Genomic DNA, 26971 nt, shown 5'->3' on the forward strand with positions numbered 1-26971 from the left:
CGGGAGGACGTAACGGTGGCCGGCGAACAGCACACGGCGGGGCACGCGGTGCCCGCGAAGGCGCGGGAAGAGCACGCCCATCTGGCCGAGCAGATCGAGGAGCACCGCTTCCGCTATTACGTGCGGGACGCCCCCGTCGTCAGCGACGCGGAGTTCGACAAGCTGCTGCGGTCCCTGGAGGCGCTGGAGGACGAGCACCCCGGGCTGCGCACCCCGGACTCGCCGACGCAGAAGGTCGCCGGGCAGTACGAAACCGAGTTCACCGAGGTCGCGCACCGCGAGCGGATGCTCTCGCTGGACAACGCCTTCGACGACGAGGAGCTGGCGGCCTGGGCCGAGCGGCTGGCGACGGAGCTGGGCGGCGATCCGAAGAGCGCCGGCTACCACTTCCTGTGCGAGCTGAAGGTCGACGGCCTCGCGGTCAACCTGACGTACGAGAAGGGCAGGCTGACCCGCGCCGCGACCCGTGGCGACGGCCGTACGGGCGAGGACATCACGCCCAACGTCCGTACGATCACCGAGATCCCGGACCGCCTGAAGGGCGACCGCGTCCCGGACCTGGTGGAGGTGCGCGGCGAGGTCTACTTCCCGATGGAGAAGTTCCTGGAGCTGAACGAGCGGCTGGTGGCCGACGGCAAGCCGCCGTTCGCCAACCCGCGCAACGCTGCCGCCGGTTCGCTGCGCCAGAAGGACCCGAAGGTCACGGCCACCCGTCCGCTGCACATGGTCGTGCACGGCATCGGCGCCCGCGAGGGCTTCGACATCGACTGCCAGTCCCACGCGTACGACCTGCTGCGCGAGTGGGGCCTGCCGACCGCCGACCACAACGAGGTCGTCGACTCCCTGGAGGCCGTGCGCGGGTTCATCAAGCGCTACGGCGACCCGGAGACCCGGCGCACGGCCGTCGCCCACGAGATCGACGGCACCGTGGTCAAGCTGGACGAGATCGCCCTGCAGGGCCGCCTCGGCTCGACCTCGCGCGCTCCGCGCTGGGCGATCGCGTGGAAGTACCCGCCGGAGGAGGTCAACACCAAGCTGGTGGACATCCGCGTCGGCGTCGGCCGTACGGGCCGCGTCACGCCGTACGCGGTCGTCGAACCGGTCACGGTGGCCGGCTCCGAGGTGGAGTTCGCCACGCTGCACAACCAGGACGTGGTCAAGGCCAAGGGCGTCTACATCGGCGACACGGTCGTGCTGCGCAAGGCGGGCGACGTGATCCCGGAGATTCTGGGCCCGGTCGTGGACCTGCGGGACGGCAGGGAGCGGGAGTTCGTGATGCCCGCCGAGTGCCCCGAGTGCGGTACGGCGCTGCAGCCCGCCAAGGAGGGCGACATCGACCTCCGCTGCCCCAACGCCCGCTCCTGCCCCGCCCAGATCCGCGAGCGGCTGTTCTACCTGGCCGGCCGCAAGTGCCTGGACATCGAGAACTTCGGCTATGTCGCGGCCACGGCGCTCAGCCAGCCCCTGGAGCCGGCCGAGCCGCCGCTCAAGGACGAGGGTGATCTCTTCAGCCTCTCCATCGAGCAGCTGCTGCCCATCAAGTCCTACGTCCTGGACCCGGACAGCGGCCTGCCCAAGCGCGACCCGAAGACCGGCGAGGAGAAGGTCGTCACCTTCTTCGCCAACCAGAAGGGCGAGCCGAAGAAGAACGCCCTGGCGATGCTGGAGAACATCCAGGCGGCCAAGGAGCGCCCGCTGGCCCGGATCCTGACGGGCCTGTCGATCCGTCACGTAGGCCCGGTGGCCGCCCAGGCGCTCGCCCTGGAGTTCCGTTCGCTGGACCGGATCAGGGACGCGAGCGAGGAGGAGCTGGCCGCCGTCGAGGGGGTCGGCGCGACCATCGCGGCCTCGCTCAAGCAGTGGTTCGCCGAGGACTGGCACCGCGAGATCGTGGAGAAGTGGCGGGCCGCCGGGGTCCGGATGGAGGAGGAATCCTCAGGAGACGAAGGCCCGCGGCCCCTTGAAGGCGTCACCGTCGTTGTAACGGGCACACTTCAGTCACACACCAGAGATGGCGCGAAAGAAGCCCTGCAGCGTCTCGGAGCGAAGGTGACCGGTTCCGTTTCGAAGAAGACCGGTTTCGTGGTGGTGGGAGACAATCCTGGTTCGAAGTACGACAAGGCCATGCAGTTGAAGGTGCCTGTGCTAGACGATGACGGCTTCGCGGTGCTGCTGGAGCAGGGTCCCGATGAAGCACGAGCGGTAGCTGTCACTCCGCCTGAGGGCGAGTGAGGAGTCACCTCATCGGCGCATAGCAGATGGTTCCGGATGGCCGGGTCGCATTCGGGCAACCGCTGCCGATCGCTGCCCGCGGCGGCCTTCTGCGGCCTACTGTTGAGGTGTGCGCCTGCCGTGGCGCGGGCACAGCCGGCTGTGAGAGGTATCGGAATGAAACCGACCGACAGCGCCGCTCCGGCGTCGCGGCTCCGCCGGCTCGTCGTGCCCGCGCTGCCCGCGGCCGTCGTGCTGATGGCGGGCACCGCGCTCGCGGCGGGAGTGATCCGGACGCTCGGCGCCGGCCGGGCCCTGTTCCCGGAAGGCGCCGTCGGCTGGGCCCTGGCGATCCTGACCGGCGTCATCGTGGGCCATCTGGTCGCGCTCGGCCGCGACCGCTGGTGGGGCGGCACGGGCTCCGGCGCCGCCCTGGCCCTCGCCGTCCTGCTGCTGTACGGCTGGGTGCCCGCCGTCCTGGTGAGCGTGGCCGTCGTCCTGCTGGTCGGCGCCGCCCGCCGGCACCGCTGGCGACAGGCCCTGCTGCACGGCGCGGTGGACATCCTGGGGATCGGCGCCGCGGCGCTGGGCCTCGCCGCGTTCCACGTCGTACCGACCATCGAACACCCGTGGCGGCCCGCGGCCTGGGACCTGTCCGTACTGCCCGACATCCTGGTCGCGGCCGCCGCCTACCTGGTCGTCACCCGCGCCCTGCTGTGGTTCACGATGGCCTCGCGCAGCGGCAGCCTGCCCACCATCGCCCGGACGGCCCTGGCCCGCCAGGCCCTGGTCGGCGTGGCGCTGCTCGGCATCTCGCCGCTGATCGTGGTGGCCGCCGTGCACGCGCCGTTCCTGCTGCCGATGTTCGCCGTACCGCTGATCGCCCTCGACTCCACCCTGTGGATCGCCCGCGCCCGGGCCGAGGAGCAGCTGCGGGACCCGCTCACCGGCCTGCCCAACCGCCAGTGGCTGCTGGAACGCACCTGGACCGCGCTGGACGACGCCGAGCGCATCGGCGCCCGCTCCGCCCTCGTCCTCATCGACCTGGACCGCTTCCGCTCGGTCAACGACACCCTCGGCCACCTCGCGGGCGACCGGCTGCTCCTCCAGATAGCCGACCGGCTGCGGCACGCGCTGCCGCGCGGAGCGGAAGTGGCCCGGCTCGGCGGCGACGAGTTCGCGGTCCTGCTGCCCACCGCCGACTCCCTGACCAGCGCCCAGCGGGTGGCCCGCAACCTGGTCGCGGCCCTCGGGTCGCCGCTCGACCTGGACGGACTCACCCTCGTGCTGGAGGCCAGCGCGGGGGTCGCGGTCTTCCCCGACCACGCCCTGGACGCCGAGGGCCTGCTGCGCCGGGCCGACGTCGCCATGTACCAGGCCAAGCGGGACCGCAGCGGCGTCGAGGTGTACGAGGCCAAGCGGGACGGCAACACTCCCGACCGGCTGGGCCTGCTGGGTGACCTGCGCCGCGCGCTGGACGCCGGCGACGTGGAACTGCACTACCAGCCCAAGGTCGGCTTCGACGGGCATGTGGCCGGGCTGGAGGCACTGGTCCGGTGGGTCCATCCGGAGCGCGGCAGGGTCCCTCCGGACGAGTTCATCGCCATCGCCGAGTCGTCCGGACTGATGCCGCGCCTGACCGAGTACGTCCTGGAGACCGCGCTCGCCCAGGTGGCCCGGTGGCGCGCGTCCGGCCTGGAGGTGCCGGTCGCGGTCAACGTCTCGCCGCGGGACGTGCACACCCCCGGCTTCGCCGGCGCGGTGGCCGCACGGCTGGCCCGCCATCAGGTACCGCCGGGCTCCCTCCAGTTGGAGATAACGGAACACGTCCTGCTGGAGGACCCGCAGCGGGCCGCCGACACCCTGGCCGGACTGACCGGCCACGGCGTCAAGATGTCCCTGGACGACTTCGGCACCGGCTATTCGTCCCTCGTCCACCTGCGCCGCCTGCCGGTCAGCGAGCTGAAGATCGACCGCTCCTTCGTCGCCCGGCTCGCCGTGGACAACGAGGACGCCGAGATCGTCCGCTGCACCCTGGACCTGGCCCACTCGCTCGGCCTGCTGGTGGTCGCCGAGGGCGTCGAGGACGACGAGACCTGGGAGCGGCTGCGCGACCTGGGCTGCGACGCCGTACAGGGCTGGCTGGTCGCCGCCGCGATGCCGCCGGACGAGACCACCGCCTGGCTGCGGGCCCGCGGCGAGCGCGGCTGGCAGCGCGAGGCGGAGCGCCCCGCCCCCGAGCCCCGGCACGAGCGCGCCACGGCGGTCGAGCAGACCGCCGACCAGCGCGTCACCTGACCGGGACGCCGGGCAGGGGGCTTGCCGGGGCAGCGGCCTTGCCCGGGCGTCCGACCGACCGCCGGCTCGCGGGTTCGCCGGTCGGCCGATCCGCCGGTCCGCCGTCTCCGGAGCCTGCCGCCCCACCGATCTTGCGGCCCCCTCCACCCACCCCGCCCCACGCCCTGGACCCCCCCACGGCGAGCCCTGCCGGGAATGCGTTTCGAACCCCTATCGGCTACGCAATAGGATTGGCCCGGACAACACAGCCAAGACACTCACCCTGAGGATCGCTGCATGCCTGGCATCACGCGCGAGGAGGTTGCCCACCTCGCCCGGCTGGCGCGCTTGGAGCTGAAGGACGAAGAGCTCGATCACTTCGCCGGACAGCTCGACGACATCATCGGCGCGGTCGCCCGCGTCTCCGAGGTCGCCGACCAAGACGTACCGCCGACCTCCCACCCGCTGCCCCTGACCAATGTCATGCGGCCGGACGTGGTCCGTCCGTCGCTGACGCCCGAGCAGGCGCTGTCCGGCGCCCCGGCCCAGGAACAGCAGCGTTTCAAGGTGCCGCAGATCCTGGGGGAGGAGTGACCGACATGGCAGATCTGATCAAGCTCACCGCCGCCGAGACCGCGGCGAAGATCGCCGCCGGCGAGGTCACGGCCGTCGAGGTCACCGAGGCGCACCTGGCCCGCATCGAGGCCGTCGACGAGAAGGTGCACGCCTTCCTGCACGTGGACCGCGAGGGCGCCCTCGCCCAGGCCCGTGCCGTGGACGCCAAGCGCGAGCGCGGCGAGAAGCTCGGCCCGCTGGCCGGCGTGCCGCTCGCCCTGAAGGACATCTTCACCACGGAGGGTGTGCCCACCACCGTCGGTTCGAAGATCCTCGAAGGGTGGATCCCGCCGTACGACGCGACGGTGACCAAGCGGCTCAAGGCCGCCGACGTCGTCATCCTCGGCAAGACCAACATGGACGAGTTCGCCATGGGGTCCTCCACCGAGAACAGCGCCTACGGCCCGACCGGCAACCCCTGGGACCTCACCCGTATCCCGGGCGGCTCGGGTGGCGGCTCCTCCGCCGCGCTCGCCGCCTACGAGGCCCCGCTCGCCATCGGCACGGACACCGGCGGCTCCATCCGCCAGCCCGCCGCCGTCACCGGCACGGTCGGCGTCAAGCCCACCTACGGCGCGGTCTCCCGCTACGGCATGGTGGCGTTCTCCTCGTCCCTCGACCAGGGCGGTCCCTGCGCCCGTACGGTCCTGGACGCGGCCCTGCTGCACGAGGTGATCGCCGGCCACGACGAGCTGGACTCGACCTCCATCGACGCGCCGGTCCCGGCGATCGTCGAGGCGGCCCGCAACAGCGACGTCAAGGGCATGCGCGTCGGCGTCGTCAAGGAGTTCTCCGGTGAGGGCTACCAGGCCGGCGTCATGCAGCGCTTCGACGAGTCCGTGGAGCTGCTGCGCGAGCTGGGCGCGGAGATCGTCGAGATCTCCTGCCCGTCCTTCGACAAGGCGCTCGCCGCGTACTACCTGATCGCGCCGTCCGAGTGCTCCTCGAACCTGGCCCGCTTCGACGCCATGCGCTACGGCCTGCGGGTCGGCGACGACGGCACCCGGTCGGCCGAGGACGTCACGGCCCTGACCCGCGAGGCCGGCTTCGGCCCCGAGGTCAAGCGCCGCATCATGCTCGGCACGTACGCGCTCAGCTCCGGCTACTACGACGCGTACTACGGCTCGGCGCAGAAGGTGCGCACCCTGATCACCCAGGACTTCGAGAAGGCCTTCGAGCAGGTCGACGTGCTCGTCTCCCCGACGACGCCGACCACGGCCTTCCCGATCGGCGAGCGCGCCGACGACCCGATGGCGATGTACCTGGCCGACCTGTGCACGATCCCGACGAACCTGGCAGGCAACGCGGCCATGTCGCTGCCCTGCGGCCTGGCCCCCGAGGACGGGCTGCCGGTGGGGCTGCAGATCATCGCTCCTGCCATGGCCGACGACCGGCTCTACAAGGTCGGTGCCGCGGTCGAGGCCGCGTTCACCGCCCGTTGGGGGCACCCGCTGCTTGAGGAGGCACCGTCCCTGTGAGTGGAAAGCTTGCGAAGGCCAAGGGCTTCAAGAAGTCCAAGGCCGGTACGTATCTGTCCATCGGCACCACGCTGTTCGGTGCGGTGAGCGTCGTCAAGCAGGCGAAGAAGGCGAAGGGCGAGCAGGACAAGCTCCAGCTCCTCGATGCCGTCGTCTCCGCCGCCGCCATCGCCACCGGAGTCGCGCTGCTGGTCCGTGATCTTCGTCGGCTCGCCGACGACGATGTGCTCGCGGGCTGAGCGGGACTGAGAGGTTAGTTTTCCGTGACCGTCACTGAACTGGTGTCGTACGAGGACGCGCTGGCCACCTACGACCCCGTGATGGGTCTTGAGGTGCACGTCGAACTCGGCACCAAGACCAAGATGTTCTGCGGGTGTTCGACCACCCTGGGTGCCGACGCCAACTCGCAGACCTGCCCCACCTGCCTGGGCATGCCCGGCTCGCTCCCGGTCGTCAACGCGGTGGGCGTCGAGTCCGCCGTCAAGATCGGCCTGGCCCTGAACTGCTCGATCGCCGAGTGGTGCCGTTTCGCCCGGAAGAATTACTTCTATCCGGACATGCCGAAGAACTTCCAGACGTCGCAGTACGACGAGCCCATCGCCTTCGACGGGTACCTGGACGTGCAGCTGGAGGACGGCGAGATCTTCCGTGTGGAGATCGAGCGCGCCCACATGGAGGAGGACACCGGCAAGTCCACCCATGTGGGTGGCGCGACGGGCCGTATCCACGGCGCCTCGCACTCCCTCCTGGACTACAACCGCGCCGGCATCCCGCTCATCGAGATCGTCACCAAGCCCATCCAGGGCGCGGGTGAGCGGGCCCCCGAGGTCGCCAAGGCGTACGTCGCCGAGCTGCGCGAGCTGATCAAGGCGCTGGGCGTGTCCGAGGCCCGGATGGAAATGGGCCAGATGCGCTGCGACGTGAACCTGTCGCTGCGCCCCAACGGCACCGAGAAGTTCGGCACGCGCTCCGAGACGAAGAACGTCAACTCGCTGCGCAGCGTCGAGCGGGCCGCCCGCTTCGAGATCCAGCGGCACGCGGCCGTGCTGTCCTCCGGCGGCACGATCGTCCAGGAGACCCGCCACTTCCACGAGGAGGACGGCTCCACCACCCCCGGCCGGATCAAGGAGGAGGCCGAGGACTACCGGTACTTCCCCGAGCCCGACCTGGTCCCGGTGGCCCCGTCCCGTGAGTGGGTCGAGGAACTGCGCAAGGGCCTGCCCGAGCTGCCGCGCGTACGCCGTAACCGGCTGCGCGAGGAGTGGGGCGTCTCCGAGCACGACATGCAGTCGATCCTCAACGCCGGTGCCGTGGACCTGATCGTCGCCACCACCGAGGCCGGCGCGGACTCCGCCGCCGCCCGCAAGTGGTGGATGGGCGAGCTGGCCCGCCGCGCCAACGAGGACGGCGTCGACCTCGCCGCCCTGCCCATCACCCCGGAGCAGGTCGCGCGGGTCGCGGCGCTGGTCGCCGAGGGTTCCCTCAACGACAAGCTGGCCCGCCAGGCCATCGAGGGCGTCCTCGCGGGCGAGGGCGACCCGGACACCGTCGTCGAGAAGCGCGGCCTGAAGGTCGTCTCGGACGAGGGCGCGCTGGGCAAGGCCGTCGACGAGGCCATCGAGTCCAACGCGGCCGTCGCCGACAAGATCCGCGGCGGCAAGGTCGCGGCGGCCGGCGCGCTGGTCGGCGCGGTCATGAAGGCCACCCGCGGCCAGGCCGACGCGGCCCGCGTCCGCGAGCTGATCTTGGAAAAGCTGGGCGTCGAGGGCTGACACCCGGTTCCGGTACGCGAGGGGCGGCACACCACCGGTGTGCCGCCCCTTTCGCTGCCACAGGCACTTACGGCAGGTTGTGCACGTGCGGCCCCACCGCGTTCGACCAGGCGTTGCCGGTCGCCGCGTCCCAGTTGGTGGACCAGGTCATGGCGCCGCGCAGGGCCGGGTAGGTCTTGGCGGGCTTGAAGGAGCCGCAGCCGGTGCCCTTGGTGAGGCAGTCCAGCGCGCTGTTGACGACGCCGGGCGACACGTAGCCGCCGCCGGCAGCGCGCGTCGAAGCAGGCACACCAATCCCCACCTGGGACGGGTCGAGGCCGCCTTCGAGCTGGATGCAGGCCAGCGCGGTGAGGAAGTCCACCGTGCCCTGCGAGTAGACCTTGCCGTCACAGCCGAGCATCGAACCGCTGTTGTAGTACTGCATGTTGACGACGGTGAGGATGTCCTTGATGTTCAGCGCGGTCTTGAAGTAGCCGCCCTGGGTGGACTGCATGTCGATGGTCTGCGGAGCCATGGTGATGACCAGTTCGCTGCCCGCCTTCTGCGACAGCGAGCGCAGGGCCTGCGACATGTAGGTCGGGTTGATGCCGTTTTCGAGGTCGATGTCGACGCCGTTGAAGCCGTACTCCTGCATGAGGGCGTACGCGCTGTTGGCGAAGTTGTTCGCGGATGTCGAGTCGTTGACGGAGATGGTGCCCTTCTCGCCGCCGACGGACAGGATGACGTTCTTGCCGGCCGCCTGCTTGGCCCGGATGTCGGCCTTGAACTGCGCGACCGTGTAGCCGCCCAGGCCCGCCGAGTCGAGGTTGAAGGTGATCGCGCCGGGTGTGGTGGTGGCGTCGGCGAACGAGACCGCGATGATGTCGTAGTGGCCCGGCACATCGCTGATCTTCTGCACGGTCGCGCCGTTGTTGAAGTTCTGCCAGTAACCGGTGACCGCGTGCTTCGGTACGGAGGGGCCGGGGCCGCCGCCACCCGGGGACGTGGTGGCGGTGACCTCGGCGGACTTGGCGGACTCGCCCGCCGCGTTGGTCGCGGCGACCTGGAAGCGGTACGCGGTGGACGGGCTCAGGCCGGTCACGGTGGCCGACGTACCGGTGACGGCCTGCACCTTGGCGCCGTCGCGGTAGACGCTGTACCCGGTGGCGTACTTCGCCGGGCTCCAGGACAGTGCCACGGAGGACGAGGTGACCGCGCCGGCGGTCAGCCCGGCGGGCGCGTCGGGGACGGGATCGCCCGGGTCGCCGTTGCCCCCGCCGTCCGGCCCGAAGACGCTGACGTCGTCGGCGAAGTAGGCGGACTGCCCGTACCAGCCGTGGGTGTAGACGGTGACGGAGGTGGTGGAGGGGCCGGTGGTGAAGGTGGTCTTCAGCTGCTGCCAGGTGGTGGCGCCGGGTGTCCAGGTGGATACATCGGTGGTGCCGGTGCCGCTGGCGCCCAGGTAGACGTACGAACCTTGCACGTACGCGCTGAGCGTGTACGTCGAGCCCGGTTTGACCGCCACCGTCTGCGAGCACTTGGCCTGGTCGGAGCCGGCCGGCGTGGCCTTCAGGGCCGAGGTGCCGCCGTGCACCGGAGAGGACACGCTGGAACCGGCGCCCGCCGAACACGTCCAGCCGGAGAGCCCGGACTCGAACCCGGGGTTCTTGGCGTTGTTGACGTCGGCGGCGATACCGGGGGCACCGGGGGCGGCGGCGTGGGGAGCCGCCGAGGCGCCGGTCTGGGTACCGGTCACGGCCAGGGCGGCGGCGGCCAGCCCGGTGCAGGCGGTGGTGAGCCACCGTCTGTGGCGGGAGCGGGGGGTGCGGGACATGAGGGGGTGCGGCATGGCTGTCTCCAAGTCCTGGGCCCGGGAGGGCCGTCCGCCCGGTCCGGAGGCGGGGCGGGCGTTGGCCACAAAATGGTCCAGACCAATGCCGTTGTCAAGAGTTCGTGAAGACTTATGCGTGCGTTGGCGCCGCCGACCGGGCAGCGCGAACCGTTCTCCGGGATGATGCGCGCCTCCCGTGTCCCCTCCTGGGGTAGGGGAGGCGGAAGGCGGCGTACATCTTCCTCCCTAGGGGGCAGCTGGTCACCGTGGACGATGAACCGGCGCCCGGCGGGCCCGATGGTGGAGGGGTGCAGCAACACCAACCACCCACACGGGCACCCCAGTTACAGGAGTGGACGACCATGGCTGAAGTGAACCGCCGGAGCCTCCTCGCCGGAGCGGCGGCACTGGGAGGCACGGCCGCGGCCCTGGCAACGCCGGGCCTCGCGGCCGCGGCGACCACGCCGGCGGCGGCCGGCGCGCCGGACGCGACCGCCGCCACGGCCGGCCGCCCGCCCGGCACCGGCGCCGGCCTGGTAACCCTCGGCCCCGACGACCCGCGCTACGCCTCCCTGACCCACCGCGGCTGCAACGCCCGCTTCGTGGGCAAGCCCGACCACGTACACGTCGTGAGCACCACCGAGCAGGTCGTCGCCGCGGTGCAGCGGGCCGTACGGGACGGCAAGCGCATCGCCGTACGCAGCGGCGGCCACTGCTTCGAGAACTTCGTCGACGACCCGTCCGTCCGCGCCCTGATCGACATTTCACCCATGCGCGCGGTCTACTTCGACGCCGCCCGGCGGGCTTTCGCCGTCGAACCCGGTGCGCTGCTCGGTGAGGTCTACCGCGCGCTGTTCCTCGGCTGGGGCGTCTCCATCCCGGCCGGCGCGACCGCCGAGGTCGGCGTCGGCGGGCACGTCCTCGGCGGCGGATACGGCACGCTCTCGCGGCGGTACGGACTGTCCGTGGACCACCTGTACGCCGTCGAGGTCGTCGTCGTGGACCGCGACGGCAGGGCCCGCGCCGTGGTGGCCACCCGCGATCCCAAGGACCCGAATCACGACCTGTGGTGGGCGCACACCGGCGGTGGCGGCGGCAACTTCGGCATCGTCACCCGCTACTGGTTCCGCGACCCGCACGCCAAGGGCGACGACCCCGCCCGGCTCCTGCCCAAGGCCCCCGGGGCCATGCTCAGCTTCGCCGCGACCTGGAACTGGAAAGACCTCGACGAGCGCGCCTTCACCCGGCTCGTCCGCAACCACGGCACCTGGTACGAGCACAACAGCGGCCCGGACTCCCCGTACAACGACATGTTCAGCGTCTTCATGCTCAACGCCCGCAACAGCGGCACCATCCTCCTGGTGGGACAGCTGGACGCCACCACACCCGACGCCGAACGGCGGATGCGGGCCTACGTGGACGCCGTCGGGCGCGGCACAGGCGCCCGACCCACGCTCCAGCACTCCGTCCGGCCATGGCTGGAGGCGGTGGCCCTCGTCCAGGAGAGCGAGCCCGCCCGGTTCAAGGTCAAGGCCGGCTATCTCCGCAAGCGGTACGCGGACCGGCAGATCACCGCGCTCCACCGGCACTTGGCGGGCCCCGCGGGCAGCAAGGACGCGGTGCCCGAGGGCGTCAACGGCTCGCTGTGGCTGGTCTCGTACGGCGGACAGGTCAACAGCGTCGCACCGGACGCGACCGCGGTAGCCCAGCGGGACTCGATCCTCAAGGCTGTCTACATGACCGGCTGGGAGGGCACGGAGGAAGCCGGGACAAAACCCCTGACCTGGCTCCGGAACCTCTACCGCGACGTCTACGCGGACACCGGCGGCGTACCCGTCCCGAACGCCGTCAGCGACGGCTCGTTCATCAACTACCCGGACCGGGACCTGGCCGACCCGGAGCTGAACACTTCCGGCGTGCCGTGGCAGACGCTCTACTACAAGGGCAACTACCCGCGGTTGCAGCGGGTGAAGGCCCGCTGGGATCCGCGGGACGAGTTCCGGCACGGTCTGTCGATCCGGCCGGCGCGGTGACGTAGGTCGCGACCGGGACCGGCCCGGCCTGGACGCTGCCGGGGCCGGTGCGATGGTCACTGCTGGACGTGTGCGCGGGTGCTCTGGTCCCGTAGCTCGGCCAGCCGCCGCTGGTACAGAGTTCCGACGGCGTGAGCTCCCCGCTCCTGGCTGGGGGTGGCTTGCTCGATCACATGATGAGCCGCCGCCTTCAGATGCGCTGCCCACGCCAAGACGTGCTGCTGAGCGGGTCGTCCACACTCCTGCGGTTCACAGGGAGGCACAGTGGAAGATCAGGACCGATCTTGTTCGCGGCGTGCCGGATGCACCGGGCGATGGCGGCCCACTCCTCATCGTTCGCTGTACGGTGCCAGCGTTACCGTCTGTGCCCCACGGGCCGAAGTCGTCGCCGTGATCGTGCATGTGCGCGCTCCCTGGTGATCTCTGCGGGTCAGGCGGGTGCGCCGATCGTAGCCGTCTCGGCCACGGCGTCGGCCTCCCGCGGGTCGCAGTGCCCCACAGAGGGGACACACGGTGAGCACGGACCGCACATGGGCAGGAACTGCGGCGGTGTGCAGGATTGCACCCCTTGGCCGCGCAGGGCAGTGATGCCGGCCGTCACCTCGGCCATTCGTGCGCCACCCCAGATACCGGCGAGCGATGATTCCCGTACGTTGCCGATGGTCAGAAACCGGCCCAGCACGCACGGCCACACGTCCCCCGTCGGACCGATGGCGCACTTCTCGTGCGCGCAGTGCCCGCACAGGTCGGCGATCGCCGGTGTGGCTCCCCGGCTTCCCCTCCCGAACGCCCGGGTCCGGTCAGCGCCGACCGTGCCCACGCCGAGCGCCACAAGGTCCTTGGCCGCTTCTCGAACGCGCTGCTCCTCCCGCACCGCGATCACACCACCGCGCACCGGGATACCCAGGCTGAGCGCTTTCTTGATGCTGCTTCGGGTCCGCCGGTGCGATCCCCGGAGATTGGTCACCTTGTCGTGGGCGTCCGCCGTGCCGGAGTAGTACGACGTGGCGAGTGCGACCCCGCAGCTCGCGAAGGTCTCCCACAGGTGATCACGAACGTGCGTGAGGTTGGAGAACACCTCGATGGACAGTCCCGCCCCGTGGGTGTGCCTGATCAGGTCGGTCAGGTGCGGGTACAGGGTCGGTTCCCCGCCGATGAACTGCACGTCGCGAGCGCCCATCCTCGCGAGCTGGTCAATGGTGCGTTTCCAGTCCTGGACGGTCATCGTGCCGTGTGTCCCCTTGGGGGATGAGTCTGCGTAGCAGTGATCGCAGAACTCATTACAGAATCCTGTGACTTCCAGCCATGCGAAAGCCAGCCGGTTTCGGGCAGCGTTCATTACAGGCTCCTTGCGGCTTTGGATGGGGTGTCCCCTACCGAGCGGGGCGCGCGGCGTGGGGAGCACGGTGTCGCGCGGTCTCAGGTCACCGTGAGAGGGGGGGCTGGTGGGTCACGCTTTCCTGTTGGGGCCCCTCGGGCGGAAGCGGCGGGATCGCCGCCCGCCCCTCGTTCAGTTCCAGGCGGCGTACGAGTGCCACGTCCTCGTAGGTCCGGGCGAACGTCGAGTGCCCGGTGCGGCCCGTGTGGGTCATCAGCGCCAGGTCGGCGGCTTTGAAGTCGGCGGTTGCCGCCAGCGTCCACCCGCAACCGCCGCCCAGGCAGTGCGCCGTGAGGGTGATCTCGCTCTGCGGGTGGGTGCCGATGGCGTGCTGCACGGCGCGGATCACACTGCGGGTGCTCACGGGCGTACCGATGGGGTGTTGATCGGCAGCCTCGTCACGCGCGGCTGGTGCGGGTGGTTGCGGATCTCCAGGGAGCAGTCCACGGCCGCCGACCGGTTCGTGTAACCGTCCGCCGTGCCCTTTCCCGTCCGGTACGCCTGCCGCCATGCCGCAGCGTGCGCGCAGGCGGCGCAGCCCTCGACCGGTACCGGTTCGAGTGACGCGGCTGGCGCCGGGAGCACGATCGGTGGTTCCGGGTAGCTGCGGTGCGAGGGGGGTGGGACCGGCTCATGGCCGACTCCGAACCGGGCGCGTCCAGGTCCGAGCCCGTGCGCGTTCTTCGTCGGTGGGCTCGCGCAACTGGTCGCGCCCGACCTCCCACTCCGCGCCGCCACCCGGCGGAACGAGGTATGCGGTCTCTTCGAGGAGCCTGCGTACCTCACCGATTCGGTGCCTGGTCGTGTCCACCACGTACGTGCCCGTGGTGAGGGCCCAGTCAGAGGCCATGTTTCATCGCCGTCCCCTCGCGTGGTCCGATGACTCAACGCTAGGAACGGCGACTCTGTGTTGTCTGTGGCACTTCGCAGACCCACCGCAGGGAAGTGCCACAAGTACTAGAGCGGCAGGCCGACCACGTCGGCCATGGCCCGCATGTCCGCCGTCAACGTCCGGCGCCCCCCGGGCCACTCGGCCGAGGATGTCCCGGGCGTACCGCTGGTTCGGCAGCCACTCCGGACTGTCGGCCCGGATCTGCTCCAGCTTGCCGAAGGCCTCGGCGTAGTCGCCGGTCTTCGCGTACGCGTCGGCCACGTCCAGCAGGTGGCGGTTCCGGTTGTTCGACGTGGGCTTGAGGCTGAAGACGGGCACGCGTTCGGCGATGCGGAGCACCATGTCGGGCCGGTCGGTCACACTGGCGTTCTCCGCGGCCTTGAGTTTGACCGTGGTGGGCCCGAACGTGCGGAGGAAATCGTTGTTCGGCGCGTGCTCACGCCCCAGCGCGACCGCTGCCGCCGTGGCGAGCTTCAGCGCGTCCTCCGCGTCGCCGGGCCGTGAGTTCCGTACGGCAGCAGCGGACACGCGCAGCAGCATCCAGCCCCACGTGCTCAGCTCCGCCGGGGTCGCGCGGGACATCCGGGGCTCGGTCTCATCGGCCCACTTGACGGCCAGGTCGTAAGCCTTCACCAACTCGCCCTGCCGCAGCAGCAGCCAGCACAGCGTGTTGACGGTGGCAGCCCCCTCCATACGATTCGCCGAGTCGTCCAGGGCTCGCTCCAAGGCCGTCTCGGCGACGTTGAACTGCCGGGTCTGGACCATGAGCCACCCGGCGAGTTGCAGGAGCCGCACACGCACCGCCCGGCCCTCCGCGCCCAGCGCGTCCGCATCCCGCAGCAAGGGCGGCAACAGTACCGACAGCGCCGTGTACTGGTCGCTGGAGAACAGGGGAGCCGTGTCCGCCAAGGCGGCGCGTACTCCGCTGACGGTCGGCGGCTCGTCGTCCGCCCCGAGGATGGCCGGGGGGCGTTCCAGCGCATCGCGGACGGCAGCCCACCGGTCCACTGTGTCCGCGCCGGCGCCCTCCGGGTCCGGTGCGCCGGCCAGGCGCATCGTCGGCACCCTCAGCGCGTGCGCGAGTTTGCGCAATGTCTCCAGGCGGGCGGTTTCCCGCTCTCCTTGTTCGAGTTTCCGGATGGCCGAGAGCGAGACTCCCGACGCGTCCGCCAGTTCACGCTGTGACAGCCTGCGACGCTTGCGGACTTCTTTGACCCTCTGCCCCGCAGTGCTCATGTTCCGAGCGTACGACTCGGGCCCGCCCCGGGCACGCGAAAGGACCCAGCTCCACCTGCCTCGCCCTTCCGTAACCGTAACCGGAACCATCCGTTCTCGAAACCGTCACCCCGGCACCTGTCGCCCGCCACCCCGCTCCACTACCGTCCCGCTCGCAGCCGCCAATGGGCTGCGGGCGAACCATTGCCCGACCGTGGGCAGTCGACTGGGAGGTCGAGCGTGGCATCCGAGGTATCTCGCAGACGGGTCATGGGACTTGGCGCGGCGGCAGCCGGAGCGGCAGCCGCTGCTTCGCTGCTGCCGCCGTCCCTTCAGCAGGCGCTGGCCGCCGAACCGGCCGCTTCCGGGCGCGGGCACGGGCACGGCCGGGGCGGCCTCGGAGACATCAGGCACGTCGTCGTGCTGATGCAGGAGAATCGTTCCTTCGATCATTACTTCGGGATGCTGCGTGGTGTACGCGGTTACGCCGACCGTAACGCCGTCCAGCTGCCCGGCGGTGAACGGAGCGTCTTCGAGCAGCCGGGCGCGCTCGGCGTCGGCACCGTGCTGCCCTTCTCCGTACGTGAGGCCGCGGCGGCCCAGAAGAAGGACCTCCAGTACATCGGGGCGCTCAACCACGAGTGGGCCGGTGGCGCCAAGGCCTGGCGGGACGGCTGGATGGACAACTGGGTCACCGCGAAGACAGCCGCCACCATGGCGCACTACGACCGCCAGGACGTCCCGTTGCACTACGAGCTGGCCGACACCTTCACCGTCTGCGACGCGTACCACTCCTCGATCCACTCCTCCACCAGCCCCAACCGCAACCACCTGGTCAGCGGCTGGACCGGCTTCGAGCCGGGTTCCGGCAAGCGTGCGGTGGGCAACGACGCGTACGCGGAAGACACCCACACGGGTTACACCTGGCCCACGTACGCCGAGCGGCTGGAGAAGGCCGGGCGCAGCTGGCGCGTCTACCAGGAGTGGGACAACTTCACCGACAACAACCTGGAGTTCTACGCCACCTTCAAGACCGTCATGAAGAAGGCGCTGGCCAAGGTGGGCGGCGGCGTGCAGAACATGACCGCGTTCTACGGGAAGGTCGCCGCGGCCGGTGAGGCGGAGCGCAAGCGCTTGCAGGGGCTGTTGGAGGAGGGCGTACGGGCGCTGAGTTCGGCCGACCGCAGCCTTTTCGAGCGCGCGCTGCGCCGTGGGGAGCCGGACTCGACGGCCACCGCCTTCGCCGCCGATGTCGCCGCGGGCAAGCTGCCCGAGGTGTCCTACATCGTCCCCTCCGCTGCGGACTCCGAGCACCCCGGCTCGTCCTCGCCGGTCGCCAGCGCCACCATCGTCTACAAGGTGCTCGATGCCCTCGGGAAGAACCCGGATGTATGGCGGCATACCGCGCTGTTCCTGACGTACGATGAGAACGACGGATTTTTCGACCATGTGCCGCCGCCGGTGCCGCCGGCCGGTACGGAGGGCGAATTCTGGGACGGCAAGCCGACCGGGCTCGGGATGCGGGTACCGATGCTGGTGATCTCGCCCTGGTCCGTGGGTGGATACGCCTGTTCGCAGGTCTTCGACCACACCTCGATCGTCCGCTTCCTGGAGCGCTGGACGGGCGTGCGGGAGCCCAACATCAGCGCCTGGCGGCGCACCGTCTGCGGCGATCTCACCACCGCCTTCGACTTCTCGCGCGGGCGCCGGCAGCCCGCCGTGGAGCGGCCCGGCGCGATCCCGCCGTTCAGCGGGCGCTGGGCGCCGCGCCCGCCGCGCGAGCAGCGGCTGCCGCGCCAGGAGCCGGGCACGCGGCCCGCGCGCCCGCTGCCGTACCAGCCCGACGCGGACGGCGCGTACGACGCGCAGGCGGGGCGCTTCCGGCTCGCGGTGCGCAACGACGGCCGGGCCAGCGCGCACTTCGCGCTGTACCCGTACGCGGGGGAGTACGGCACGCCGCAGCACCGCGACGTGCTGGGCCGGGCCGACTGGGAGGTGCCCGTCAAGGGCGGCGCGTACCGCTTCACCCTCACGGGTCCCAACGGGTTCCGGCGCGAGCACGCGGGCACGGCCGCCGGCGCGGCCGCCGCGGTCCGGATCGGCACCCGCCTGGACGCGCACCGGCGTGAGCTGCACCTCACGCTCGTCAACAAGGGGCGCACCGACCTGAGCTTCACGCTGAAGCCGCTGGCGTACGGGGACGCCGCGCCGCGCACGATCACGGTGCGGGCCGGCAGCACCCGTACCGTCGCGCACTCCGCGGCGGCGGCGCACGGCTGGTACGACCTGGACCTGTCCGTCGCGCAGGACGCGTCCTTCCACCGCCGCTTCATGGGCCACATCGAGAACGGAAAGGAATCGATCACCGGCTGACCATGGACGGGCGGAACCGGTCGCCTGCGGGCACCGGCCGCGTTCCGCTTCCGGGTCCCTTTGTGGGGAAGTCCACAAAGCGGTCAAAGGATCTCTCCCTGCTGTCACTCTGCAAGGAGGTACGGGTCCGCCGCCCCTTCGTCGGCAGGCGGCGGTCCCGTGCTCCCCCCGCCATTACGCGTTCGGCACCACGGGTACATCCCGGGAGACATCGGCGCCTGACCCGGGAAGCAGACGAAGAGCCTGATGACCGCACTGACCCGGTGGTGCCTGCGGCGCCGCATCGTCGTGATCGTGCTCTGGCTCGCCGCCTTCGCGGGAGCCGCCGCCGCGGCCGGAGCCGCCGGCTCCGCCTACTCCGACCACTACGACGTCCCCGGTACGGAATCGGGGCAGGCCGGAGCCCTGCTGGAGCGGGCTTTCCCGGACCGGTCCGGGGACCGCGACACGATCGTGTGGCACACGGAGTCCGGCACCGTACGCGCGGGCGCCGTACAGAAGGACCTCCAGCGGACCCTCGACACGATCGCCGGGCTGCCCGGCGTCGCGTCCGTACAGAGCCCCTACGGGCCGCAGGGCGCCGGACAGATCAGCCAGGACGGGCACACCGCCTACGCGAACCTCGCCTTCGACGCGCCCGCCGAGGACCTGGACAAGGCGCAGGTCCAGCGCGTCGTGGACACCGCCAGAGCCGCAGCGGGCGACGGACTCCAGGTGGAGCTGGGCGGCGCCGGCATCGCGGTCACCGAGGCCTCCGGGTCCCAGCTCGCCGAACTGATCGGACTCGGCGCCGCCGCCGTCGTCCTCTTCCTCGCCTTCGGCTCGCTCGCCGCCACCCTGCTGCCGCTCATCACCGCGGTGGTCAGCGTGGGCACCGCCTCGGCGGGCATCGCCCTGCTCGGGCACGCCATGACGGTGGCCGACTTCGCCCCGATGCTGGGGATGCTCATCGGCCTCGGTGTCGGCATCGACTACGCGCTTTTCATCGTGACCAGGCACCGCAGAGGGCTGAAATCCGGCCTCGGTGTCCAGGAAGCCGCCGAGCGCGCGGTCAGTGTGTCGGGGCGCGCCGTGGTCTTCGCGGGGGCCACCGTCTGCATCGCCCTGCTGGGGATGCTCGTCCTGCGGCTGGGCTTCCTCAACGGCGTCGCCATCGCCGCCTCGCTCACCGTCGTGCTGACCGTCGCCGCGTCCGTCACCCTTCTCCCGGCCCTCCTCGGCGTCATCGGGCCGCGGGCGCTGAGCCGGCGCGAACGGCGCCGGCTGGCCGCCGACGGGCCCTGCCCCGAGCCGCCCGCCGGCTTCACGGCGTGGTGGTCCGGCTTCGTGGAGCGCCACCCCAAGCTGCTGGGGGCCGCCGCGGCCGTCGTCATGCTGATCCTCGCGCTGCCCACCCTCTCCCTGCACCTGGGCACCTCCGACCAGGGCAACAACCCCGCCACCAGCACCACCCGGCAGGCGTACGACCTGCTCGGCAAGGGCTTCGGACCGGGCTCCAACGGGCCGCTGACCCTGGTCGGCGACCTCGACGGGGCCAAGGACCGGCTCGCCTTCGACCGACTGCCGGACCAACTGCGGAGCACACCGGGCGTGGCGCGGGTGCAGGGGCCGGAGTTCGACGGCAGCGGCAGCACGGGTGTGATCACGGTCGTACCGGACGGCTCCCCGCAGTCGCGGCAGACCTCCGACCTGGTGGAACGGCTGCGCGAGGGGGTGCTCCCGAAGGCCGGGGAGGGCACCAGCATGCGCGTACACGTGGGCGGGGTGACCGCGAGCTACGACGACTTCGCGTCCGTGATCGTCGGCAAGCTGCCGCTCTTCGTCGGCGTCGTGATCGGCCTGGGCTGCGTGCTGCTGCTCCTCGCGTTCCGCAGCATCGGCATACCCCTGAAGGCCGCCGCGATGAACATCGCGGCCGTCGCCTCCTCCTTCGGCATCGTGGTGGCGATCTTCCAGTGGGGGTGGGGGAGCGAACTGCTCGGGCTCGGCAGCGCGGGCCCGATCGAGCCGTTCCTGCCCGTGATCATGGTTTCGGTCCTCTTCGGACTGTCCATGGACTACCAGGTCTTCCTGGTCAGCCGGATGTACGAGGAATGGCGGCTGACCCGCGACAACCGCCGCGCGGTACGCGTCGGACTCGCCGAGACCGGCCGGGTGATCAACTCGGCGGCCGTCATCATGATCGCGGTCTTCGCGGCGTTCGTGCTCAGCGGCGACCGGATCATCTCCATGTTCGGCATCGGCCTGGCCGCCGCCGTCGCGCTGGACGCCTTCGTCCTGCGCACCCTGCTCGTACCCGCCCTGATGCATCTGCTCGGCGGCGCGAACTGGTGGCTGCCGGGGTGGCTGGAGCGGCGGCTGCCGCGCCTCAGCATCGAGCCGCCGGGGGAGGCGGAGCCGGTCGCGGATCCGGCGGCGGGCCCGGCGGGGCCGGGGGCGGAGGGCGCGCCGCCGGTTCCGGTTACGGTTCCGCTTGCCGTTCCGGGGGCGCGGCGGGGCGGGGAGGGGCTGGTACGGAAGTAGCGGCCGGGCGGGCCGCCTCCGTGCGTTCCGTAGCCCGCCTCCGTACGACTCGTGCAGCCCGACTCCTTACGTCCCGTATCGCCCGGCTTCGTACGTCCCGTACAACGTGCCTTCGTGCGTCCCGTACAGCGTGCCTTCGTCCGTCCCGTACGGCTCTCGTGTCCGCCGCCATGGCCGGTTTCCCCTGCGCCCCGGGGATTCTCATACGTCTCTCAGACGCGGCGCCTACGGTCGCGCCCATGGACACCACCAAGACCGAAGAGCGCACCGACGACACGAAGGCCGACGAGGCCAAGGCGGCCACCGGGACGACGGAGGCCGACGGGGCGTCCGAGGCCGCCGGGACGGACGGGAAGAAGCCGTCCGGCGCCGCGGTCGACGCGGACACCCCGCTCGGCACGGACGCCGACGAGGAGGACGGGGAGGAGACCGCGGACGCCGAGGCGGCTCCCGCCGCCGCGACCGGCTCGGTGGCGTCCGGCGCCGGCGCCGTCGTCGCCGCGGGACTGGGTCTCGCCTCGCTCACCGGCACCTGGGTCGGCACGGTGCTGGCCGAGCGCCAGACGCTGCTCGGCCAGATCAAGCTGCAGACGGGCAAGGCCACCGACCAGATCGGTACCGTCTACGGCGCCCCCTGGCACACCCACGCCCTCGTGAACGCCGTCTTCGCGCTGCTCGCCGTCGTCGTCGCCGGCCTGGTCCTCACCCGGCCCCGCCCGACCTGGATGCGGGCCGTGGCCTGGGGCGGACTCGCCCTCGGCGTACTGGGCCTGATCGTCTCCGCTGGCATGTACTTCGACCTGTTCGCGAGCATGCCCACCCTGCCCAAGGCCGGCGCCGGAACGCCCGGTTCCTAAGACCGTACGTGTCGACGGGCCCCGGAACCGGGCCGTACCTAAGGCCGTACGCGGCCGCCTTAGGTACTGCCGGTCCGGGGCCCATTCCGTCTAAGGCCCCCGTACCCCGCAAGATCGGGAACCTTCCCGATGTGGGGCACCCCCCTGGGCGAGCAGGCTGGAGCACGTCAACAGGCACCGCCAGACGGAGCCACCGTGCCGATGCCGGAACCAGGGAGCACAGCATGTACTACGGGGAATTCGAACTCCGCGCCCGCTACGACGAACTGCGCCGCGAAGCCGACCGGGAGCGGCTGGCACGCCAGGCCCGCGAGGGCCGTCAGACCCGCAAGGCCCGGCGCGTACGGCGGGGCGCCGGCCCGGGCGGACACGGCCCCGAAGGGCGGGTGAACGGCGCACCGGACCGGTACACCCGCGCCGCCTGACAGGTGGGGCGGACCCGTGCCACCCGCCGCGGCGGCCCGGCGGCGGCCCCCTCCGCCATCCCGCGCGCCGTCCCACGTGACCATGACCACTGCCGCGTTGTCAGACCCCTGTGCGATGCTCAGCGACGTGGAAACCAGGTCCGTCAGTCCGGTGTTCGTCGGCCGCGGCAGCGAGCTAGACACGCTGCGCGGCGCTCTCGCCCGTATCAAGGAGTCGGGTGAGCCCCGGGCGCTGCTCATCGGCGGTGAGGCGGGGGTCGGCAAGACCCGGCTCATCGAGGAGTTCGCGCAGGCCGCGCGGGCCGACGGCGTCCTGGTGACCGTCGGCGGCTGCATCGAGATCGGCTCCGAGGGCCTGCCGTTCGCCCCGTTCTCCGCGGTCCTGCACCTGCTCAACGCGCGGTTGCCGCAGGAGCTGGCCGCCGCCGTCGCCGGCCAGGAGGGCGAACTGGCCCGCATCCTCCCCGAGCTGGGCGAACCCGCCCGTGAGGGACACGACGACGAGCAGGGCCGGGCCCGCCTGTTCGAGCTGACCGCCCGGCTCCTGGAGCGCCTCGCCGCCCATCGCCCGCTCGTCATCGTCATCGAGGACCTGCACTGGGCCGACCGCTCCACCCGAGAGCTGTTCTCCTACCTGCTGCGCGCCCTCCACGACGCGGGCATCCTCCTCGTCGCCACCTACCGCTCCGACGACATCCACCGCCGCCACCCGCTGCGCCCCTTCCTGGCCGAGATCGACCGGACACGCACGATCCGCCGCGTCGAACTGGCCCGCTTCACCCGCCCCGAAGTCCGTACCCAGATCGCCGGCATCACCGGCAGCGACCCCGAGGAAGCGCTGGTCGACCGGGTCTTCAAGCGCTCCGAGGGCAACGCCTTCTTCGTCGAGGAGCTGGCCCGCGGCTTCCAGGACGGCTGTTTGCCCGCCGGGCTCAGCGACCCGCTGCGCGACCTGCTGCTCGTCCGGGTCGAGGCGCTCCCCGAAGACGCCCAGCGGGTCGTGCGGGTCGCCGCCGAGGGCGGCTCCACGGTCGAACACGAACTGCTCGCCGCCGTCTGCGGCCTGCCCGAGGACGACCTCATCGAGGCGCTGCGCGCCGCCGTCGGCTCCAACACCCTGGTGCCCGACCGGGACGGCACCGGCTACCGCTTCCGGCACGCCCTGGTCCGCGAGGCCGTCGTCGACGACCTGCTGCCCGGCGAGCGCACCCGCCTCAACCGCCGCTACGGCGAAGCCCTGGAAGCCGACCCCTCGCTGGTCCGCGCCGACACCTGCGCCGCCCGCCTGGCCAGCTACTGGTACCACGCCCACGACCCGGGCAAGGCACTGCCCGCCGTCCTCGCCGCCTCCGTCCAGGCCCGCCGCCGGCACGCCTACACCGAACAACTGCGGCTGCTGGACCGGGCGCTGGAGCTGTGGGACGACGCGCCCAAGGAGGTCCGCCGCGCCGTGCGCCCGGTGGACTACGCCGAGGCGTACCCGGCCTGCGGCTGCGACGACGAAGCGCTGCGCTTCCTGGACCTGCTCGCCGAGATCGCGGTGGCCGCGCGCCTGTCCGGGGACACCGAGCGCGCCTACACGATCACCAAGCGCGCCCTGCGCTCCCTCGACGCGGAGCAGGACCCGCTGCGTACGGCGTGGTTCCTGCTCCAGCGCTCCCGCCTCACGCAGAGCACCGGCCGCGGTGACGGCCGGCCCGAACTGGCCCGCGCCCAGGAGTTGGTGCGCGGCCTGCCACCGTCCTCGGTGCACGCCGCGGTGCTCGCCCAGTCCGCCACCTGGGCTGTGCTGCACACCCCCGGCCCCGACAGCTTCGCCACGGCCGAGCGCGCCGTGGAGCTGGCCCGGCTCGTCGGCGACGAGGAGGAGGAGCTGAACTCCCTCGTCACCCTGGCCGGGCTGCGGGTGGACGCCGGGGATGTGGACGGCGGGCTGGCCGCGCTGCGGACGACCCTGGACCGCGCCGTGGCCCGCGGCTGCTCCCGGGTGGTCACCCGCGGTCACATCAACCTCTCCTCACTCCTGGAGGGGGTGGGCCGCTCCGCGGACGCCGTCGAGATCGCGGACCAGGGCATCGCGTTCGCCGAGCAGTACGGCCTGAAGGAGAGCGCGAGCTGGGCGTGCGGCAACCGCGCCGAGTCGCTGCAGTCGCTGGGCCGCTGGCAGGAGGCGCGGGAGACGGCGCTGGACGCCCGCGACCGCTCACTGAGCGCCCGGTCCCTGGCCCTGGCCACCCAACGCCTCATGGTCCTCGACCTGGCCCGGGGCGATCTGGACGGCGCGGAGCGGAAGCAGGCCGTAGCCCGCGAGCACTTCGACACCCAGCCCCAGCACACCATCCCCCTCGCCTGCCACTCCCTGGCGATCGCCGCCGCCCGGGGCCGTGTCGCGGACGTACGCGACACCCTCCGGCAAGCCCTGGAGGCCGGTTTCCCGCCCGGCACCCAGCGGTATGTCTGGCCGCTGCTGTGGGCGGCCGCCACCGCGGAATCGGAGCTGCGCGGACTGCCCGCCGCCGAACCGGAGCGCCCGGACACGCTCGCCCGCATACGGGAGGCCGCCAAGCGCACGCCCGCGGTGGCGCCGGTGTGGGCGGCGCACGCCCGTGCCGTCGAGGCCGAGCTGCTGCGCGCCGACGGCCGCCCGGCGCCGGACGCCTGGGCCGCGGCGGTGGCCGCCTTCGAGCAGGTGCAGCGCCCGTACGAACTCGCCGTGGCCTGCTACCGCTGGGCGGAGGCGCTGCTGCACGACGCCACCCGGGCGACCGTGGGGCTGCAGGGCCGTACACCGCGCGAGGCCGCCGCAGTGCTCCTCACCCAGGCGCACGCCGAGGCCGTACGGCTGAGCGCCCGGCCGCTCGGCGACGGCATCGACGGGCTCGCCCGGCGCGCCCGCATACCGCTCACGGCGCCGGACTCGGACACCGGGCAGCGCGCCGACGGCGGTCCCGCCGGCCAGGAGCCCGCCGAGACGTTCGGGCTGACCCCGCGCGAGCGGGACGTCCTGCGCCTGGTCGCGGCCGGGCGCAGCAACCGTCAGATAGCCGAGGAGCTGTTCATCTCGCCCAAGACGGCCAGCGTCCACGTCTCCAACATCCTGGCCAAGCTGGGCGTCTCGGGCCGCGGCGAGGCGGGCGCGCTGGCCCACCGGCTGCGGCTGTTCGCCCCGGCGGGACAGGGGGTGGGGTGACGGGAGGTTATGGCTGGGAGCTGGGAGCTGGGAGCTGGTGGGGCGTCGGGGTTCGGGAGTCGGCCAGCCGTAGCAAGCCGGCCGCCGCAAGCCACGAACCGGGACCGCGTCCCCGCCCGCCCGCCGTCAGGTGTGCCGCGGCGGCTCCTGCTCCTGTTCCGGCACGCGGATGGTGACCTTGCCCGAGGACAGGTCTATCGGCCCCTTGCCCGGATCGCTGTCACCGGTGTCGGTGACGACCAGGGTGAGCCGTCGCCGTTCCTCGTCGGTGTGTTTGCGCCCCGGCGCGAACAACTCCTCCACCAGGTTGAACATGCAGCCCCCTGACGACGTGGCCGGTTCCGTACGACGAGTGTAGGCAGCAGTGAAGTGAAACGGACGGCCCTGGCCGTACCTGTACCGGTTTCTTCCGGCGTGGGCACTCAGCTCACCTTCAGGCGCAGGATCCGGTCGTCGCCCTTCTTCGGCTCGCCGCGCCCGTCAGTGTTGCTGGTGACCAGCCACAGCCCGCCGTCGCCGGTCGCCACGACCGTACGCAGCCGCCCGTACTCGCCCTGGAGGAACGCCTGCGGCGGTGCCGCCGCCCGCCGCCCGTCGAGCGGGATCCGCCACAGCCGTTCGCCGCGCAGCCCGGCCATCCAGACCGACCCCTTGGCGTACGCGATGCCGCTCGGTGAGGCGTCCGCCGTCTTCCACTGGGCCACCGGGTCCACGAACCGGGCGTCACCCCGGCCCCCGCCCCCGCCCCCGCCCTGGCCCTCGACCTCGGGCCAGCCATAGTTCTTGCCCGGCTCGATCAGATTCAGCTCGTCCCAGGTGTTCTGGCCGAACTCCGCGGCCCACAGGCGGCCCTCGGCGTCCCAGGCCAGGCCCTGCACGTTGCGGTGCCCGTACGTGTACACCACCGAGTCGGCCGCAGGGTTGCCGTGCACCGGCTCGCCGTCCGGCGTCATGCGCAGGATCTTGCCGCCCAGCGATGTCCGGTCCTGCGCGAGGCCGGTGTCGCCGGTCTCGCCGGTGCCCGCGTAGAGCATCTTGTCCGGCCCGAACGCGATCCGGCCGCCATTGTGGATCTGCCCCTTGGGGATGCCCTTCAGCACCGTGTCGGGAGCGCCCAGTTGACTGCCCGGCTGCTTCTTCCCGTCGTAGTTCATCCGGACGATGCGGTTGTCGGACTCGGTGGTGACGTACGCGTACACCTGGTGGTCCCGGCCGAACGACGGCGCCACCGCAAGCCCCAGCAGCCCGCCCTCACCGCCTGGCGCGACCCCCGGCACCGTACCCAGCTCGGTCTTGCGGCCGCCGTCCGCCGCCACCCGGAAGATCTTCCCGGTGTCGCGCGAGGACACCAGCAGGTCACCTTCCGGCAGCGCGGCCACTCCCCAGGGTGAGGTGAGATCGGTGGTCAGGGTGTTGACGACCGTCACCGTTCCCTTGGCGGGTGGTGTTGAAGGGGATGCGGAGGCCCGTGTGCCGCTCGGGGAGGAAGCGGTGGGTGAGGCGGTGGGGGCGCCGGCCGGGTCCGGTGGTCCCCCGGAGGAGCATCCCGCCGCCAGCAGCAGCGAGGCAGCGGTCAACACGGGGATCACGAAGCGTCGTTGCACGGCGAAGTCCTCTCGTCGACGGAACCCGCCTTACAACACCACAACGCACCCCGCGCGTCAGGCCCCCACTCCGGCCCCGCCGGCCCGGACCCGCCCCCCCCGGGGCCAGGCCCGCAATCGGCCCGAAGCCGCCTCGTCCCGGCCCCAATCGACCCGGACCCGCCACTCGTCCCCCCCCGGCCGCAATCGACCCGGATCCGCCCCCCGTTATGTTCTTCGCGGTTCTGCAATGGGGCTGCTGGCCTCCGGGCCCGGCATGGCTGTTGCCCCCTGTCGAAGGCATGACCTGGGGGGTGGTGTCACCGGGTCCGGGAGGTG

General features: G+C 71.7%; 19 protein-coding genes. 12 read left to right on the top strand and 7 right to left on the bottom strand.

Annotation, left to right across the window (positions count from 1 at the left end):
• The first annotated feature begins 15 nt into the window (after positions 1 to 15).
• The 6 genes from ligA to gatB all read left to right on the top strand — a co-directional run bounded on the left by ligA (position 16) and on the right by gatB (position 8353).
• Positions 16 to 2232: an NAD-dependent DNA ligase LigA gene (gene ligA, locus ACZ53K_RS12310; protein ID WP_468834482.1), complete on the top strand. Its 2217-nt coding sequence runs from the start codon at positions 16 to 18 to the stop codon at positions 2230 to 2232.
• Between the two features lie 156 nt (positions 2233 to 2388).
• Positions 2389 to 4509: a putative bifunctional diguanylate cyclase/phosphodiesterase gene (locus tag ACZ53K_RS12315; protein WP_468834485.1), complete on the top strand. Its 2121-nt coding sequence runs from the start codon at positions 2389 to 2391 to the stop codon at positions 4507 to 4509.
• 276 nt (positions 4510 to 4785) lie between these two features.
• Entirely contained in the window at positions 4786 to 5082 is a 297-nt protein-coding gene (gene gatC / locus ACZ53K_RS12320) for an Asp-tRNA(Asn)/Glu-tRNA(Gln) amidotransferase subunit GatC (protein ID WP_003984986.1), read from the top strand.
• A gap of 5 nt (positions 5083 to 5087) precedes the next feature.
• Positions 5088 to 6581: an Asp-tRNA(Asn)/Glu-tRNA(Gln) amidotransferase subunit GatA gene (gatA, locus tag ACZ53K_RS12325; RefSeq protein ID WP_468834488.1), complete on the top strand. Its 1494-nt coding sequence runs from the start codon at positions 5088 to 5090 to the stop codon at positions 6579 to 6581.
• On the top strand, positions 6578 to 6820 hold the full coding sequence (locus tag ACZ53K_RS12330; protein WP_468834491.1) for a hypothetical protein: 243 nt from the start codon (positions 6578 to 6580) through the stop codon (positions 6818 to 6820). The genes gatA and ACZ53K_RS12330 overlap by 4 nt, the downstream gene beginning before the upstream one ends.
• 24 nt (positions 6821 to 6844) lie before the next feature.
• Complete coding sequence (gene gatB, locus ACZ53K_RS12335) at positions 6845 to 8353, top strand: Asp-tRNA(Asn)/Glu-tRNA(Gln) amidotransferase subunit GatB (RefSeq protein WP_468834494.1); 1509 nt, start codon at positions 6845 to 6847, stop codon at positions 8351 to 8353.
• A gap of 67 nt (positions 8354 to 8420) precedes the next feature.
• Here gatB and ACZ53K_RS12340 read toward each other — a convergent pair whose 3' ends face one another.
• The gene (locus tag ACZ53K_RS12340; protein WP_468834497.1) at positions 8421 to 10181 is read right to left on the bottom strand and encodes a chitinase; all 1761 of its coding nucleotides are present in this window, start codon (positions 10179 to 10181) and stop codon (positions 8421 to 8423) included.
• Between the two features lie 344 nt (positions 10182 to 10525).
• Between ACZ53K_RS12340 and ACZ53K_RS12345 the strand changes: the two genes are divergently transcribed.
• Positions 10526 to 12196: an FAD-binding oxidoreductase gene (locus ACZ53K_RS12345; RefSeq protein ID WP_468834499.1), complete on the top strand. Its 1671-nt coding sequence runs from the start codon at positions 10526 to 10528 to the stop codon at positions 12194 to 12196.
• 430 nt (positions 12197 to 12626) lie between these two features.
• Here ACZ53K_RS12345 and ACZ53K_RS12350 read toward each other — a convergent pair whose 3' ends face one another.
• The 4 genes from ACZ53K_RS12350 to ACZ53K_RS12365 form a co-directional block, all read right to left on the bottom strand.
• Positions 12627 to 13535 carry a radical SAM/SPASM domain-containing protein gene (locus ACZ53K_RS12350; protein WP_468834501.1) on the bottom strand — a complete coding sequence of 303 codons (909 nt, stop codon included), beginning with the start codon at positions 13533 to 13535 and terminating at the stop codon, positions 12627 to 12629.
• Between the two features lie 85 nt (positions 13536 to 13620).
• On the bottom strand, positions 13621 to 13938 hold the full coding sequence (locus ACZ53K_RS12355) for a DUF7848 domain-containing protein (protein ID WP_468834504.1): 318 nt from the start codon (positions 13936 to 13938) through the stop codon (positions 13621 to 13623).
• Positions 13935 to 14159, bottom strand: a complete 225-nt coding sequence (locus ACZ53K_RS12360; protein WP_468834506.1) for a hypothetical protein — start codon at positions 14157 to 14159, stop codon at positions 13935 to 13937. The genes ACZ53K_RS12355 and ACZ53K_RS12360 overlap by 4 nt, the downstream gene beginning before the upstream one ends.
• Positions 14160 to 14427: 268 nt before the next feature.
• Positions 14428 to 15702 (bottom strand): helix-turn-helix domain-containing protein, encoded by a 1275-nt coding sequence (locus ACZ53K_RS12365; protein WP_468834509.1) that lies wholly within the window; start codon positions 15700 to 15702, stop codon positions 14428 to 14430.
• A gap of 219 nt (positions 15703 to 15921) precedes the next feature.
• Here ACZ53K_RS12365 and ACZ53K_RS12370 point away from each other — a divergent pair, with 219 nt between their 5' ends.
• The 5 genes from ACZ53K_RS12370 to ACZ53K_RS12390 all read left to right on the top strand — a co-directional run bounded on the left by ACZ53K_RS12370 (position 15922) and on the right by ACZ53K_RS12390 (position 25049).
• A complete protein-coding gene (locus ACZ53K_RS12370) occupies positions 15922 to 18054 on the top strand; it encodes a phosphocholine-specific phospholipase C (protein ID WP_468834511.1) in 2133 nt (710 codons plus the stop codon).
• Between the two features lie 246 nt (positions 18055 to 18300).
• On the top strand, positions 18301 to 20577 hold the full coding sequence (locus ACZ53K_RS12375; protein ID WP_468834514.1) for an MMPL family transporter: 2277 nt from the start codon (positions 18301 to 18303) through the stop codon (positions 20575 to 20577).
• A 239-nt stretch (positions 20578 to 20816) separates the two neighbouring features.
• On the top strand, positions 20817 to 21434 hold the full coding sequence (locus ACZ53K_RS12380) for a hypothetical protein (protein WP_468834516.1): 618 nt from the start codon (positions 20817 to 20819) through the stop codon (positions 21432 to 21434).
• Between the two features lie 224 nt (positions 21435 to 21658).
• A complete protein-coding gene (locus ACZ53K_RS12385; protein WP_468834519.1) occupies positions 21659 to 21859 on the top strand; it encodes a hypothetical protein in 201 nt (66 codons plus the stop codon).
• 115 nt (positions 21860 to 21974) lie between these two features.
• Positions 21975 to 25049 carry a helix-turn-helix transcriptional regulator gene (locus ACZ53K_RS12390; RefSeq protein ID WP_468834521.1) on the top strand — a complete coding sequence of 1025 codons (3075 nt, stop codon included), beginning with the start codon at positions 21975 to 21977 and terminating at the stop codon, positions 25047 to 25049.
• 126 nt (positions 25050 to 25175) lie between these two features.
• On the opposite strand, the gene ACZ53K_RS12395 is transcribed toward ACZ53K_RS12390, so the two are convergent.
• Both ACZ53K_RS12395 and ACZ53K_RS12400 read right to left on the bottom strand, forming a co-directional pair.
• Entirely contained in the window at positions 25176 to 25364 is a 189-nt protein-coding gene (locus ACZ53K_RS12395) for a DUF6191 domain-containing protein (RefSeq protein ID WP_468834524.1), read from the bottom strand.
• Between the two features lie 107 nt (positions 25365 to 25471).
• Positions 25472 to 26653 (bottom strand): PQQ-dependent sugar dehydrogenase, encoded by a 1182-nt coding sequence (locus ACZ53K_RS12400; RefSeq protein ID WP_468834526.1) that lies wholly within the window; start codon positions 26651 to 26653, stop codon positions 25472 to 25474.
• Between the last annotated feature and the right edge of the window lie 318 nt (positions 26654 to 26971).

Source organism: Streptomyces sp. NPDC033221, from assembly GCF_055577005.1.

What these genes read in the sequence shown, in the direction of transcription:
- ACZ53K_RS12375 (WP_468834514.1), top strand. Translation starts at nt 18,301, where the DNA reads ATGACCGCACTGACCCGGTGGTGCCTGCGGCGCCGCATCGTCGTGATC.
- gatC (WP_003984986.1), top strand. Translation starts at nt 4,786, where the DNA reads ATGCCTGGCATCACGCGCGAGGAGGTTGCCCACCTCGCCCGGCTGGCG.
- ACZ53K_RS12365 (WP_468834509.1), bottom strand. Translation starts at nt 15,702, where the DNA reads ATGAGCACTGCGGGGCAGAGGGTCAAAGAAGTCCGCAAGCGTCGCAGG.
- ACZ53K_RS12340 (WP_468834497.1), bottom strand. Translation starts at nt 10,181, where the DNA reads ATGCCGCACCCCCTCATGTCCCGCACCCCCCGCTCCCGCCACAGACGG.
- ACZ53K_RS12350 (WP_468834501.1), bottom strand. Translation starts at nt 13,535, where the DNA reads ATGAACGCTGCCCGAAACCGGCTGGCTTTCGCATGGCTGGAAGTCACA.
- ACZ53K_RS12385 (WP_468834519.1), top strand. Translation starts at nt 21,659, where the DNA reads ATGTACTACGGGGAATTCGAACTCCGCGCCCGCTACGACGAACTGCGC.
- gatA (WP_468834488.1), top strand. Translation starts at nt 5,088, where the DNA reads ATGGCAGATCTGATCAAGCTCACCGCCGCCGAGACCGCGGCGAAGATC.
- ACZ53K_RS12395 (WP_468834524.1), bottom strand. Translation starts at nt 25,364, where the DNA reads ATGTTCAACCTGGTGGAGGAGTTGTTCGCGCCGGGGCGCAAACACACC.
- ACZ53K_RS12380 (WP_468834516.1), top strand. Translation starts at nt 20,817, where the DNA reads ATGGACACCACCAAGACCGAAGAGCGCACCGACGACACGAAGGCCGAC.
- ACZ53K_RS12390 (WP_468834521.1), top strand. Translation starts at nt 21,975, where the DNA reads ATGCTCAGCGACGTGGAAACCAGGTCCGTCAGTCCGGTGTTCGTCGGC.
- ACZ53K_RS12345 (WP_468834499.1), top strand. Translation starts at nt 10,526, where the DNA reads ATGGCTGAAGTGAACCGCCGGAGCCTCCTCGCCGGAGCGGCGGCACTG.
- ACZ53K_RS12315 (WP_468834485.1), top strand. Translation starts at nt 2,389, where the DNA reads ATGAAACCGACCGACAGCGCCGCTCCGGCGTCGCGGCTCCGCCGGCTC.